Genomic DNA, 13,574 nt, shown 5'->3' with positions numbered 1-13,574 from the left:
TGATCGGCATAGCCGCTATAATCGAGATATGAATCACTTGCCTGACGCCCTCTACACACCGGAGCAGGTCCGCGAGCTCGACCGGCGGGCCATCGAGGCCCACGGCATACCGGGCCGTGTGCTCATGGCCCGCGCGGGCCGTTCCGCCTGGCGTCTGCTGCGACGGCGTTTCCCCGGGGCCCGACGGCTCATGGTGCTCTGTGGCGGCGGCAATAACGGCGGTGACGGCTATGTCATGGCCCGACTGGCCGCCGATGCCGGCTTCGCGGTGGAGCTCTGTGCGTTCGCCGACCCGGCTGGGTTGAGCGGTGATGCGCGTACGGCGGCCGATGAGGCGCTGGCACGCATCACCCCCATGGATTTCTCGCCCGAGCGGCTGGATTCGGCGGATCTCGTCGTCGATGCCCTGCTCGGCACCGGACTCGATCGCCCGGTGGCCGGCGCCATGGCCGAGGCCATCGACGCGGTCAATGCCCGTCCCTGTCCGGTTGTCGCCGTGGATGTACCCTCCGGACTCAACGCAAGGACCGGGCAGGTCATGGGGGTGGCGATGCGCGCCGCGCTGACGCCGACCTTCATCGGGCTCAAGCAGGGGCTTTTTACCGGTGATGCCGCCGATTGTGTCGGCGAGGTGGTTTTTGATGATCTCCAGGTTCCCTACGCCGTTCATGACGCCATGCCGCCCTCGGCGCGCCTGCTGCCGCGTGAGGCGCTGTCAGCGGCCCTGCCGCGGCGGCCGCGCACCGCGCACAAGGGCGACTTCGGCCATGTGCTGGTCATCGGTGGTGATCATGGCATGGGCGGTGCGGTGCGCATCGCCGGTGAGGCTGCGGCCCGCTGTGGCGCGGGACTAACCAGTGTGGCCACGCGGCCGGCGCATGTCGCTGCGCTCCTCTCGGCACGGCCCGAGCTCATGGTGCGGGGCGTGGAGGCAGCCGGTGATCTGGCGACACCGCTGGCGCGTGCCGATGTGCTCGCGCTCGGACCTGGCCTGGGTCAGGCCGAGTGGGGGCGGGCCCTGTTCGAGGCGGTTCGTGACGGTGACCGGCCGATGGTAGTGGATGCCGACGGGCTCAACTGGCTCGCGCAGTCACCGGCCCGGCGTGATGACTGGGTGCTGACACCGCATCCGGGGGAGGCGGCGCGCCTGCTGGATAGCGATGTTGCGGATATCAATTACGACCGGTTTGCCGCGGTGACGGCAATCGCCCGCCAGTATGGCGGCGTGGCGGTGCTCAAGGGCGCCGGGACCCTCATCAGCGATGGCCGGGATTGCCGCGTCTGCACCGAGGGCAATCCCGGCATGGCAAGCGGCGGCATGGGCGATGCGCTCACCGGACTGATCGCCGGCTTCCGGGCCCAGGGTTTCGATGCGCTGACGGCGGCCTGTCTGGGCGTTCAGGTCCATGCTCGGGCGGCGGATCGGGCCGCAGTCGATGGCGAGCGTGGCCTGCTCGCCGGTGATCTGCTCGATATGCTGCGGGGCGTGGTCAATCCATGAGTGCGGCAGAACGCTATCTGCCGGATGAGGCGGCCACCGAGTCGCTGGGTGCCGTCCTCCAGGGGCGGCGGCCGCGGTATGGCTGCGTGCATCTCACTGGCGATCTGGGCGCCGGCAAGACCACCCTGGTGCGCGGGTTCCTTCGCGCGGCGGGCCACCAGGGCGCAGTGCGCAGCCCGACCTACACGCTGATCGAGCCCTATGAGCTGGCCGATGGCGCGGTCTTTCATCTGGATCTTTATCGGTTGTCAGACCCCGAAGAGCTCGAATTCATCGGGCTGCGAGAGCTCCTCGATGCCGGCCTGCTGCTGGTGGAGTGGCCGGAGCGGGGCGAGGGCGTCCTTCCGGCGCCCGGGCTGCGCGTGCATCTGGCGCTGTCAGGCAGTGGACGCCTTGCGCATCTCGAGGCGGTGTCCGGGGAATGGCCCGATCCGCGGACAATGGTTGATGCGCTAGGCTAAGAGATCAACCTATCCTCCTATCGAACCACGGGTTTTATTGAAATCTCCTCGGCGCTGTGGCGTACTGGAGAAAAGAATTCCGGGAATGGGGGGACGATGCGCGTCCTGGCAATGATTTTTGCATTTGTGTTGGCGCCTGCCACCGCGTTGGCCACAACGGTGGTGGAGGACGTCCGGACCTGGAACGGCCCCGATCACACGCGGGTCGTGTTTGACCTGAGCGCGCCGGCGAATCACGAGCTTTTTACGCTCGAGGGTCCGCATCGGGCGGTCATCGACCTCGCGGGCGCACGCCTCGATCCGGCGCTGGTCGAGGACATCCGTGATGAAGGGCCGATCCGGCGGATCCGCAGCGGGCGCCGCGACGGTGGCGTGCGCATCGTGCTCGACCTCGATCGGGCGCTGGCCACCGAGAGTTTCCGTGTCGCGCCCAATGAAACCTATGGCCACCGCCTGGTGGTGGATCTCGACCACGTCGGTGGTGGCGCCGATGATCAGCCGTCGGCCGACCAGAGTACGGCGCCGGTGCGCATTGCCGAGTCGCGGGCGGCCGGTGAGTTCGTGGTGGCCATCGATGCCGGTCATGGCGGTGAAGACCCCGGTGCCATCGGCGCCGCCGGCACCTATGAGAAAGATATCGTGCTGGCGGTGGCGCGCAAGCTGGCGAACCGTGTCAACGCCGTTGATGGCCTTCACGCGGTGCTGATCCGGGATGGCGACTATTATATCGGCCTGCGGGAGCGGACCCGCAAGGCGCGGGACGCCGATGCGGATCTGTTCATCTCGCTGCATGCCGATGCCTTCCACGACCGCCGCGTCAAGGGCTCGTCGGTCTTCGTGCTCTCCCGCAACGGGGCATCGAGTGAGATGGCCCGGGTTCTTGCCCGGAGCGAGAACCGGGCGGACCGCATCGGCGGTGTGTCGCTGGCGGACAAGGATGAACAGCTCGCCTCCGTGCTGGTGGACCTGTCACGGGCTCACACGGTGGAGGAGAGCGTTGACGTGGCAAGCGTGCTCATTGAAGAGCTCGACGCACTGGGCGACGTGCACGGCGGAGATGTCGAGCAGGCCGGTTTTGCGGTACTCAAATCGCTGGACATGCCCTCGGTGCTGGTGGAGCTCGCCTTCATCTCCAACCCCGACGAGGAACGGCGCCTTAACTCGAAGGCCTACCAGCGCCAGCTCGCCGACGGGCTGGTCCACGGCGTCAAGGCGTATGTGGCGCGGACTCGCCCGCAGCTCGCCCTCGAGGTGGACGACAGCGAATACATGGTGCGCCGCGGCGACACGCTATCGGCCATTGCCCAGCGCCATTCGGTGAGTGTCGGCGCGCTGCGCCGCGTCAACGACCTCGGCGGCGACATGATCACCGCCGGTCGCACGCTGCGTATCCCCTGATCCGGTTTCCTCCCCCGGGCAGTGCAGCGGCATAATGCGCGCATGAGCATTCGCCGCCTGCCCCCCGAACTCGTCAACCAGATCGCCGCCGGTGAGATCATCGAGCGACCCGCCTCGGTGCTGAAGGAGCTGCTGGAGAACGCCCTCGACGCCGGCGCTGGGGCGATTCAGGTGGATATCGAGGCCGGCGGCACGCGGCTCATCCGGGTGCGCGACGATGGCCGTGGCATGGCGGCGGCGGATCTGGCGCTCGCGGTGGAGTCGCATGCCACGAGCAAGATCGCCGCGCTTGATGATCTCGAGCATATCGCCACGCTGGGGTTTCGCGGCGAGGCCCTGCCGAGCATCGCCTCGGTGGCCGCGCTGACGATCACCTCGCGCCGCGTCGACGCCGATCACGGGCATCGACTCAAGGCCGGCCAGGGGCAGACACCCGTGCCAGCCCCGCATCCGCCGGGGACCACGGTGGAGGTGCGGGATCTGTTCCACTCGGTGCCGGCGCGGCGCAAATTCCTGCGCACCGAGCGCACCGAACTGCGCCATGTCCAGGAGCTGGTGCGCCGCGTCGCGCTGGGCCGTCCGGAGGTCGCCTTCCGGCTGACACATAATGGCCGTGACTTGCTGCACCTGCCGGCCCTCCCCGCCGAGCGCAGCGAGCAGCGCGTGAGCGAACTCATGGGCCGTGCCTTTACCGAGGCCGCCCTGCACCTGGACACCGAGGCGGCCGGGCTGCGGCTGCAGGGCTGGGTCGGCCTGCCCACTGCCTCGCGGGGCCAGCCGGATCTGCAGTACGTCTATCTCAACGGCCGGATGATCCGTGACCGGCTGATCACCCAGGCCCTGCGCCGGGCCTACGCCGACGTGCTCTTCAAGGATCGCTTTCCGGCCTATCTTCTGCATCTGCAGATGGACCCGGCGCTGGTGGATGTCAACGTCCATCCGACCAAACATGAGGTGCGTTTTCGCGACGGTCGTCTGGTGTTTGATTTCCTCCACCGCCAGGTCACCCGCGCCCTCGCCCATGGCGGCGCGGCGCCGGAGGAGCATTCAGTCGAGGCCGGGCGTCCGGCTGGGCCAGGTGATTCGGCAACGGCGGAGACCCGATGGCGGGGCGATGCATTCGGTAGCGCGCAGACCCGCCTGGCTGCCCCTCAGCCCGGACGTCTTCCCCTGCCGGTGGCCGAGGCGAGGGCGGTCTATGCGGTGCCGGCGGATGGAACACCGGCCGCCGAGGCCGAGTCCGCAGACCTGGGTGTCGGGGTGCGGGCGGTGCCGCGGCTCGGTCATGCCATCGCCCAGATCCATGGCGTCTACGTGCTGGCCGAATCGGCCACCGGGCTGATTCTGGTCGACATGCACGCCGCCCATGAGCGCATCGTCTACGAGCGTCTGAAGCGTCAGTACGCCCGGGAAGGGATCGCCCGCCAGCCGCTGCTGGTGCCGGTGGCGGTGGGCGTGACCCCCGCGGAGGCCGATATGGCGGAGGACAGCCGTTCGCTGCTCGAGGCCGTGGGCCTCGAGGTGGATCGGGCCGGGCCCGAGCAACTGCGTCTACGGGCCGTACCGGCGTTGCTGGCCCGGGCCGATGGCGAGGCCCTGCTCCGAGATGTCCTTGCCGACCTGCGGGCGCAGGGTGGTACGGCCGCTGTCGAGGCGCGGCAGCGCCACCTGCTGGCCACCATGGGCTGCCATGGCTCGGTGCGCGCGAACCGCCGCCTGACCCCGGCGGAGCAGGAGAACCTGCTGCGCGAGATGGAGCGCACGCCCAATATCGATCAATGCAATCACGGCCGGCCGACCTGGGTTGCCCTGGAGATGGCGGATCTGGATCGGCTTTTCCTGCGCGGGCGATGAGCAGGGGCGCGGCCGATAAACCGCCGGTGGTCTGTCTGATGGGCCCCACGGCGGCCGGCAAGACCGACGTCGCGCTGGCGTTGCATGCCGGCGGCGGCGTCGACCTGATCAGTGTCGATTCGGCCATGGTCTATCGGGGCATGGATATTGGGACCGCCAAGCCCGAAGCGGCGGTGCAGGCCCGTGCGCCACATGCGCTGATTGATATCCGTGACCCGGCTGAGGCGTACTCCGCCGCGGAATTTGCCCGGGATGCCCGTGCACTGATTGACGCCTCCCATCGCGCCGGCCGCGTGCCGCTGCTGGTCGGGGGGACGATGCTGTATTTCCGTGCGCTCCTCCAGGGGCTCTCGCGCCTGCCCACCGCCGATCCGGCAATCCGGGCGGATCTGGAGCGCGAGGCGGTCGAAGTCGGCTGGCCCGCTCTGCATCGGCGGCTGGCCGCGGTGGATGCGGCCACTGCGGCGCGACTGCATCCCAACGACGCGCAGCGCATCCAGCGGGCGCTCGAGGTCCATATTCTGGCCGGGCAGCCGCTCAGTGCGTTGCAGGCACAGGCGGCTCCGGAACCCTGGCCGGGCAGGCTGGTCAGAGTAGCCGTGGCACCGGCGTCTCGCGCCGAGTTGCATGAGCGGATCGCCGCCCGGTTCGAAGCAATGCTCGCCGAGGGGTTCGTTGACGAAGTAGCCGGGCTGCGGGCGCGGGCTGATCTGCATCGGGACCTGCCGTCCATGCGGGCGGTGGGGTATCGCCAGGTCTGGGACTGGCTCGATGGACGGATACCCCGGGATGAACTGCTTTTCCGGGGTGTGGTCGCCACTCGCCAGTTCGCGCGCCGGCAGATGACCTGGCTGCGTCGGGAGCCGGCGCTCAACTGGGTTGATACCGGGGCCGGCAACCGGCTGGAACAGCTTAGGGATCTGCTCCCGGACGTGGTAATTTAGGGCACGGCATCGAGAAGAAAAACCGCTGCTAGCGATCAAGGAGTCACGGCACTATGTCGAAGGGGCAGTCATTGCAGGAACCATTTCTGAACGCGCTTCGCAAGGAGAAGGTTCCGGTGTCCATCTATCTGGTCAACGGCATCAAGCTGCAGGGCCAGGTGGAGTCGTTCGACCAGTTCGTGATCCTGCTGCGTAACTCCATCAGCCAGATGGTGTACAAGCACGCCATCTCCACGATTGTCCCGTCCCGCAACGTCCGCAGTCTGTTGCAGGAGGAGCGTAATCCCGAAGCCGACGAAGACTGAGCGCGCGGCGGGTCCCGAGACCGCGCCATCGCAGCTTTTCGAGCGCCCCGGCGGCGGTGAGCGGGCGGTGCTGGTGCAGGTGGATGATGGCGTCGTCGATGCCGACGATGCCCTGCGCGAGTTCCATGCCCTCGCCGAATCCGCTGGTGCAGAGGTTGTTGCCAGCCAGACCGGGCGACGCCGGAAGCCGGATCCGCGGACCTACGTGGGGCCGGGCAAGGTCGAAGAGCTCGCCCGCATGCTGGGCGACCACGACGCCGACCTGGTGCTCATCAACCATGCGCTGTCGCCGGTGCAGGAGCGGAATATCGAACGCGCCCTGCGCTGCCGAGTGCTCGATCGCACCGGTCTGATTCTCGATATCTTCGCCCAGCGTGCCCGCTCCCACGAGGGCAAGCTCCAGGTCGAGCTTGCCCAGTTGCGCCATATCGCCAGCCGCCTGGTGCGGGGGTGGTCGCATCTAGAGCGCCAGAAGGGTGGCATCGGGCTGCGCGGCCCGGGCGAGACCCAGCTCGAACTCGACCGTCGCATGCTCGGCAACCGGATCCGGCAGCTCGAGAAACGCCTCGGCCGGGTTCGCCAGCAGCGCGACCAGGGACGCAAGGCCCGTCGCCGGAAGGATCTGCCGGCGGTCTCGCTGGTGGGCTATACGAATGCCGGCAAGTCGACGCTGTTCAATCGCGTCGCCGACTCGGGCGTCTACTCCGCCGACCAGCTCTTCGCCACGCTCGACACCACGTTGCGGCGTATCGAGCTTGCTGGCGGTGAGGCGGCCGTGCTCGCGGATACCGTCGGCTTCATCCGTGATCTGCCGCCGCAGCTTGTCGCGGCGTTCCGCTCGACGCTTGAAGAAGTGGTCGAGGCGGACCTGCTGGTGCACGTGATTGATGCGGCCGACCCAGCGCGTGAAGACAACGCGGTGGAGGTGGCGTCGGTGTTGAAGGCGCTGGCAGCGGATGAGGTGCCGCAGTTGCGCGTCTACAACAAGATCGACGCGCGGGGCATGGCGCCCAGGATCGATCGGGATGATGACGGGCAGGCCGTGGCGGTGTGGCTGTCTGCGGCCACGGGTGAAGGCCTCGATCTGCTCCATGAGGCCATCGCCGAGCGCGTGAGCGCCGAGCAGGCGCGCGGGGTGATTGAGCTCAGTCCGTCGGAAGGACGGCTGCGGGCGCGTTTCTACGCCCTTGGGGATGTCCTTGAGGAGCAATACACCGATTCGGGCCATGTCCGGCTGGCCGTCGAGCTGCCGCGTCGGGAGCTCGAACGGCTCTACCGGCACGAAGGACTGGCCGCGGAACTCATGCCTTTCGCGGATGCCAACTTGCCGGTAGGTGCGGTGGCTCATTAGAATCACGCGGTTGGTGCCGGCGACGGTGCCGATCGCCAAACATTGGAGAATTTGCATGGCCTGGAACGAACCCGGTGGCGGCAACCGCGACCCCTGGAGCAGTGGCGGGGGCGGCCGCGGCAACAATCAGGGGCCGCCTGACCTGGACGAAGCGATCCGCAAGCTGCGTCAGCGCCTGGAAGGCCTGTTCGGTAAACGCGGTGGTGGCAACCGCGGGTTCGGCGGTGGCGGCGATGATAGCAGCGGAGGAGGCAGGCCAAAGGCGCCGGGCCTCAAGGGTATCGGCATCATCGTCGGCCTGCTGCTGACCGTCTGGATCCTCTCTGGCATCTACATCATCGACGAGGGGACCCGAGGGGTCGTCACCCGCTTCGGCGCCTATCAGTCGATCGCCATGCCGGGTCCACACTGGCATCTGCCCTATCCCATCGAGTCGGTGCAGACGGTCGACGTCTCCAGCCGTCGACGGATCACCATTGGCTACCAGGCGGTCTCCGCGCAGCAGACCCGGCCAGTGCTCTCCGAGGCCCTCATGCTCACCGAGGACGAGAACATCGTGAACGTCCAGCTTGCGGTGCAGTATCAGGTCTCTAACGCCGCGGACTTCGTCTTCAACTTCGTTGATCCGCAGCAGACCCTCAAGGAGCTCACCGAGAGCGCGCTCCGCGAGGTCGTTGGCAAACGGCGTATGGACTTTGTGATCACCGAGGGCCGGACCGAGGTGGCCCAGCGCACCCGCGAGCTCGTGGTCCAGGCGCTGGATGAATACGAGGTCGGCATCGAAGTGGTGGAAGTGGTCATTCAGGATGCCCAGCCGCCGGAGCAGGTGCAGCCGGCCTTTGAGGATGCCATCAAGGCACGTGAGGACCGCGAGCGACTGATCAACCAGGCCGAGGCCTATCGCAACGAGGTGATTCCGCGGGCTCAGGGTCAGGCCGCGCGTATCGGCGAGGAAGCCCAGGGCTACGTCGCGCGCATCGTGCAGCGGGCCGAGGGTGATGCCAGCCGGTTCTCGCAGCAGCAGCAGGAGTACGCCAAGGCGCCTCGCGTGACGCGCGATCGCCTGTATCTCGACACGATGGAGCGCGTGCTGGGTAACTCGGCCAAGGTGCTGATCGACAACGAATCCAGTCAGCAGCTCATGTACCTGCCGCTTGACCGGATGATGCGCTCCAGCGGTGCCACCGGCAGCAGTACGGACACCAGCGGAACATCGTCGATGGATAACACCGTCTCGAGCAACAGCAGCTCGAACCGATCACAGAGCAGCGTACCGAGCAGCTCGCTGCGCATGCGGGAGACACGCTGATGAATCGCCTGACTACAATCGGCGCGGTGGTGATCGTCCTGCTGATCGTGGGTATCACCTTCGGCACTTTCACCGTCAAGGAAACCGAACGCGCACTGAAATTCCGGCTGGGTGAAGTGGTCCGTACCGACTACATGCCGGGTCTCTACTTTCAGATCCCGTTCGTGAACAACGTTCGCAAGGTCGACGCCCGGGTGCAGACTCTCAACGAGAGCCCGCAGCGGTTTCTGACCAGCGAGCAGAAGAACCTGATCGTTGACTCGTTCGTGAAGTGGCGCGTTGAGGACGTCGAGCAATATTACGTGACCGTGGGTGCCAATCCCCGGCGCGCCAACCTGCGCCTCTCCGAGATCATCCGGGACGGCCTGCGGGCCGAGTTCGGTAAGCGGACGGTCCAGGAGGTGATCTCCGGCGACCGCGCCGAGATCATGTCGATCCTCACCGAGCAGGCGAAGAGGGCCGGCGACTCCCTTGGCATCGCGGTCCTTGATGTCCGACTGCAGCGTGTCGACCTGCCGGAGGGCGTGAGCGAATCGGTGTTCAACCGCATGGTCGCGGCGCGAGAACAGGTGGCGCGTGAGTTCCGGGCGGAAGGTCAGGAGCAGGCGGAGCGCATCCGGTCGGCGGCGGATCGCCGGCGCACGGAGATCATCGCCGAGGCGCAACGACAGGCCGAAGAGCTTCGCGGTCAGGCGGATGCGCAGGCAACGGCGATCTATGCCGATGCCTATGGGGCCGATGAGGAGTTCTACAGGTTCTATCGCAGCCTGCGGGCCTACGAGAACACCTTTAACTCTCAGGACGACATGCTCGTTCTCTCGCCGGAATCGGAGTTCTTCCGCTACTTCGACCAGCTTGACACCTTGCAGCCCTGATTGACGTCAACGGGATGCAGGATCTGCTCACGGCGATCGCGCTGATGCTGATCATCGAGGGGATCCTGCCATTCCTGAGCCCGCGTAGCCTGCGTCGGGCCTTGTTCTCGATCGTGCAGCAGAATGACAAGAGCCTGCGTCTGACAGGGTTGGGCACCATGCTGGCAGGCGTCCTGCTGCTTTATCTGATCCGCTGAGGGGAGGGGGCATGAACGACAATCTGGCGGGCAAGCGCAACCCCTGGCTGCTGCCCGATGCGGTGGAAGAGCTGCTGCCACCGGCGGCAGCGGGCCTCGAGCAGCTCCGCCAGTCATGCCTCGAGCGCTGCGCGCGCTGGGGCTACGCCCTGATCATGCCGCCGGCGATCGAATACCTGGAGGCGCTGCTCTCCGGCGTGGCCCATGATCTCGATCTGCAGACCTTCAAACTGACCGACCAGTTGAGTGGCCGCATGATGGGCGTGCGGGCGGATATCACGCCGCAGGCCGCGCGCATCGACGCCCATCAGTTGCGCCGGGAAGGGCCGGTGCGGCTCTGCTACAGCGGCACCGTACTGCGGACGCGGCCGGAGGGTGCCGACGGCTCCCGCAACCCCCTCCAAATGGGTGCCGAGTTGTATGGCCATGCCGGCATCGAGAGCGATGTCGAGGTCATCACCCTCATGGCCGAGCTCCTCTCGGAGGCGGGTGTCGGAGCGCTGCACATCGACCTGGGGCATGTGGGTATTTTCCGCGGCCTGAGTGCGGAGGCGGGTCTGGACAGCGATGCCGAGGGACAGCTCTGGGACGCGTTGCAGCGCAAGGCCGCGGCGGATATCAACGAGCTGCTCGACGCGTTCGGCGTCGCATCGCCTCTCCGCGACCGACTGGCGGCACTCGCCTCGCTGAGTGGCGGACTCGAAGTGCTTGCTGAGGCGCAGGAGCGGCTTCGGGGTGCCGGTGAGGCGGTGGGCGAGGCCCTGGATTCGCTCGCCCGCATCGCCGAGGCACTGGCGGCCGGCCTGCCGGAGGTTACGCTGCATTTTGATCTCGGTGAGCTGCGGGGTTATCGGTATCACACGGGTGTCGTCTTTGCCGCCTATACCCCGGGGGTGTCCGGCGAGCTAGCCCGGGGCGGGCGTTATGACGATATCGGTGCGGTATTCGGTCGCGGCCGTCCGGCCACCGGGTTCAGTGCCGATCTCAAGGCGCTCTACCGGGTGACGGCCGGCAGGCGTGACCGCCACGCAGAACCGGGAGCGATCGCTGCCCCCTGGCGTGGCGATACCGCCCTGAGGGAAAGGATCACCGCGCTGCGGGCGGCTGGCGAGACCGTGGTCTGGTTATTGCCGGGCCATGAGGGCGAAGCAGCGGATATGGGATGCGACCGGCAGTTGTCATCCACTGCGGATGGCGACTGGCGGGTCGAGCCGCTCTAGATAACGAGGAACACAATGGCCAGAAGCGTGGTAGTGATCGGCTCCCAGTGGGGAGACGAGGGCAAGGGTAAGATCGTCGACCTGCTCACCGATCGGGTATCGGCGGTTGCGCGTTTCCAGGGCGGGCATAACGCTGGACACACCCTGGTCATCGATGGCGAGAAGACCGTCCTCCATCTCATTCCCTCCGGAATCCTCCGGGAAGACGTCCTCTGTCTGATCGGCAACGGCGTTGTGCTCTCGCCCGAGGCGCTGATGACCGAGCTGGAGGCCCTCGAGGCCTCCGGCGTGCCGGCTCGGGAGCGGCTGCGCATCAGCCCCGCCTGCCCGGTGATCCTGCCCTCGCACGTCGCCCTCGATCAGGCGCGGGAGAAGGCCCGCGGCAAGGCGGCGATCGGCACCACGGGTCGCGGCATTGGTCCGGCCTACGAGGACAAGGTGGCCCGGCGCGGCATCCGCGTGGGAGATCTTTTCCATCGTGAGCGACTGGCGGCCAAGCTCGGTGAGTTGCTGGACTATCACAACTTCATCCTCAAGCAGTACTACGGCGAACCCGGGCAGGACTTCCAGGCCATCCAGGAGCAGTGCCTGTCGGTGGCCGGCGAGCTTGAGCCGATGGTGGCCGATGTCAGCCATCTGCTGCAGACCCATCGCGAGAACGGCAACAATCTGCTCTTTGAGGGCGCCCAGGGCACGCTGCTGGATATCGATCAGGGGACCTATCCGTTCGTCACTTCTTCGAATACCACCGCCGGCGCGGCGGCGACCGGTACCGGCGTCGGCCCGCTCGAGCTCGACTATGTGCTGGGCATCACCAAGGCCTACACCACCCGGGTGGGCGCGGGTCCTTTTCCCACTGAGCTCTCTGACGACCTGGGTGAGCATCTGGCCCGCCGCGGCCATGAGTTCGGTTCGACCACGGGCCGACCGCGGCGCTGTGGCTGGTTCGACGCCGTGGCCATGCGCCGTGCGGTGGAGATCAGCAGCATCTCGGGGCTGTGCATGACCAAGCTGGATGTCCTCGACGAGCTGGATACGCTGCGCATCTGCACGGGTTACCGCTGCGGCTCAAAGCGCAGTGATGTCCTGCCCACTGGCGCCGAGGCACTGGCCGAATGCGAGCCGGAGTATGTCGAGCTGCCCGGCTGGCAGTCTTCCACGCTGGGCGTACAGCGCTACGAGGATCTGCCGCGGGCGGCGCGCGACTATCTCGAGCGGATCGAGGCGCTCTGTGGCGTCCCGGTGGATATCGTCTCCACCGGTGCCGACCGGCGGGACACGATCATACGCCGGCATCCCTACGACGGCTGATTCCCGGGCGCTGCTGCATTGGCCGCCTCGCTTTGACGGCTCTCGATGATCGTCAGCAGCGCGGCGATAAAAAAGCAGGCGCCACCCAGCCAGAGATGGACATTGGCGATGATCCCGATCCAGGCAGGGGCACGGCCATCCGGAATGAAGGCGGTGATGGCGGCTGTCATGAAGAAGATGCAGCCGAGCAGATTCACCGACACGATCCACCAGTCCAGCGAGGCCGGCCGCCACGACCAGAACCCGTGGCTCGCCTCCATGAAGGCGAGATAGCCCGAGACCAGAAACAGCACCGATCCGATCATCCCGGGTACCCAGATGGTGATGTCCTGGTCGTACCACCCGGCGATGGGATGGATCGCGTCGAAGGTGTTGAAGTTGAACGCGACGGTGCCAATGAATTGCGTGACGGTGCTGAGCCAGCCCAGGCTCCCGGGGCGCCAGCCAACGAGGTGTAACCGTCGTCCCGGCTGCACATCGCCGGATGGCGAGAAATCCGTCGTATTCGCGGCCTGGAAATTCTGCAGGAATCCGCCGATCGTGAACGGGATTGATCCGGCGAAGAAGACGATGGCGATCTGCGTCGGGGTGAGCGGGTTTGGAACCAGCGACAGGCCCGCGCCCAGCATGAAAAGCAGAGAGCCCACCGCGAAAAAGCTGGCGGTCCCCGCGTTATAACCGGGCCGCTGCCAGAAGGGTGCCGCCACATCGCGATGATGGCGCTGCAGGCCCTTGCGATGCTGACGCGCCCGCCAGATCACCTCCCTGCCGTGGCGCTGGAAGCGGCGGAACGTGACGAACCCCGCCACGCCCCGGGTGATCATGCCGTGGTGGTTTTTCCGAGCGAT

General features: G+C 66.9%; 13 protein-coding genes. 12 read left to right on the top strand and 1 reads right to left on the bottom strand.

What is annotated here, in order from left to right; all coding sequences use genetic code 11:
* The first annotated feature begins 28 nt into the window (after window positions 1–28).
* The 12 genes from V6X30_RS05775 to V6X30_RS05720 all read left to right on the top strand — a co-directional run bounded on the left by V6X30_RS05775 (window position 29) and on the right by V6X30_RS05720 (window position 12,726).
* Window positions 29–1,501, top strand: coding sequence for an NAD(P)H-hydrate dehydratase (locus V6X30_RS05775; protein WP_367983671.1), 1,473 nt, complete (start codon window positions 29–31; stop codon window positions 1,499–1,501).
* Window positions 1,498–1,962 carry a tRNA (adenosine(37)-N6)-threonylcarbamoyltransferase complex ATPase subunit type 1 TsaE gene (tsaE, locus tag V6X30_RS05770; protein ID WP_367983670.1) on the top strand — a complete coding sequence of 155 codons (465 nt, stop codon included), beginning with the start codon at window positions 1,498–1,500 and terminating at the stop codon, window positions 1,960–1,962. Before V6X30_RS05775 ends, tsaE begins: the two co-directional genes overlap by 4 nt.
* 126 nt (window positions 1,963–2,088) lie before the next feature.
* Window positions 2,089–3,360, top strand: a complete 1,272-nt coding sequence (locus V6X30_RS05765; protein ID WP_367984549.1) for an N-acetylmuramoyl-L-alanine amidase — start codon at window positions 2,089–2,091, stop codon at window positions 3,358–3,360.
* 42 nt (window positions 3,361–3,402) lie between these two features.
* Window positions 3,403–5,214: a DNA mismatch repair endonuclease MutL gene (gene mutL, locus V6X30_RS05760; protein ID WP_367983669.1), complete on the top strand. Its 1,812-nt coding sequence runs from the start codon at window positions 3,403–3,405 to the stop codon at window positions 5,212–5,214.
* Window positions 5,211–6,158: a tRNA (adenosine(37)-N6)-dimethylallyltransferase MiaA gene (gene miaA / locus V6X30_RS05755; RefSeq protein WP_367983668.1), complete on the top strand. Its 948-nt coding sequence runs from the start codon at window positions 5,211–5,213 to the stop codon at window positions 6,156–6,158. Before mutL ends, miaA begins: the two co-directional genes overlap by 4 nt.
* Window positions 6,159–6,211: 53 nt before the next feature.
* A complete protein-coding gene (gene hfq, locus V6X30_RS05750; protein ID WP_367967030.1) occupies window positions 6,212–6,463 on the top strand; it encodes an RNA chaperone Hfq in 252 nt (83 codons plus the stop codon).
* Entirely contained in the window at window positions 6,441–7,814 is a 1,374-nt protein-coding gene (gene hflX, locus V6X30_RS05745; protein ID WP_367984548.1) for a ribosome rescue GTPase HflX, read from the top strand. The genes hfq and hflX overlap by 23 nt, the downstream gene beginning before the upstream one ends.
* Before the next feature lie 55 nt (window positions 7,815–7,869).
* Window positions 7,870–9,123 carry an FtsH protease activity modulator HflK gene (gene hflK / locus V6X30_RS05740; RefSeq protein WP_367983667.1) on the top strand — a complete coding sequence of 418 codons (1,254 nt, stop codon included), beginning with the start codon at window positions 7,870–7,872 and terminating at the stop codon, window positions 9,121–9,123.
* A complete protein-coding gene (gene hflC / locus V6X30_RS05735; RefSeq protein ID WP_367983666.1) occupies window positions 9,123–9,998 on the top strand; it encodes a protease modulator HflC in 876 nt (291 codons plus the stop codon). Before hflK ends, hflC begins: the two co-directional genes overlap by 1 nt.
* Window positions 9,999–10,012: 14 nt before the next feature.
* A complete protein-coding gene (locus tag V6X30_RS05730) occupies window positions 10,013–10,195 on the top strand; it encodes a DUF2065 domain-containing protein (protein ID WP_367983665.1) in 183 nt (60 codons plus the stop codon).
* Between the two features lie 11 nt (window positions 10,196–10,206).
* Window positions 10,207–11,415: an ATP phosphoribosyltransferase regulatory subunit gene (locus tag V6X30_RS05725; protein ID WP_367983664.1), complete on the top strand. Its 1,209-nt coding sequence runs from the start codon at window positions 10,207–10,209 to the stop codon at window positions 11,413–11,415.
* Window positions 11,416–11,430: 15 nt separating this feature from the next.
* On the top strand, window positions 11,431–12,726 hold the full coding sequence (locus V6X30_RS05720) for an adenylosuccinate synthase (RefSeq protein ID WP_367983663.1): 1,296 nt from the start codon (window positions 11,431–11,433) through the stop codon (window positions 12,724–12,726).
* On the opposite strand, the gene V6X30_RS05715 is transcribed toward V6X30_RS05720, so the two are convergent.
* Window positions 12,714–13,550: a hypothetical protein gene (locus V6X30_RS05715; protein ID WP_367983662.1), complete on the bottom strand. Its 837-nt coding sequence runs from the start codon at window positions 13,548–13,550 to the stop codon at window positions 12,714–12,716. The genes V6X30_RS05720 and V6X30_RS05715 overlap by 13 nt on opposite strands.
* Between the last annotated feature and the right edge of the window lie 24 nt (window positions 13,551–13,574).

It is taken from the genome of Spiribacter sp. 1M189 (assembly GCF_040838345.1).
Lineage (GTDB): Bacteria > Pseudomonadota > Gammaproteobacteria > Nitrococcales > Nitrococcaceae > Spiribacter > Spiribacter insolitus.
The sequence above is the reverse complement of the archived record's forward strand: the minus strand, read 5'-3'. Positions and strand labels throughout refer to the sequence as shown.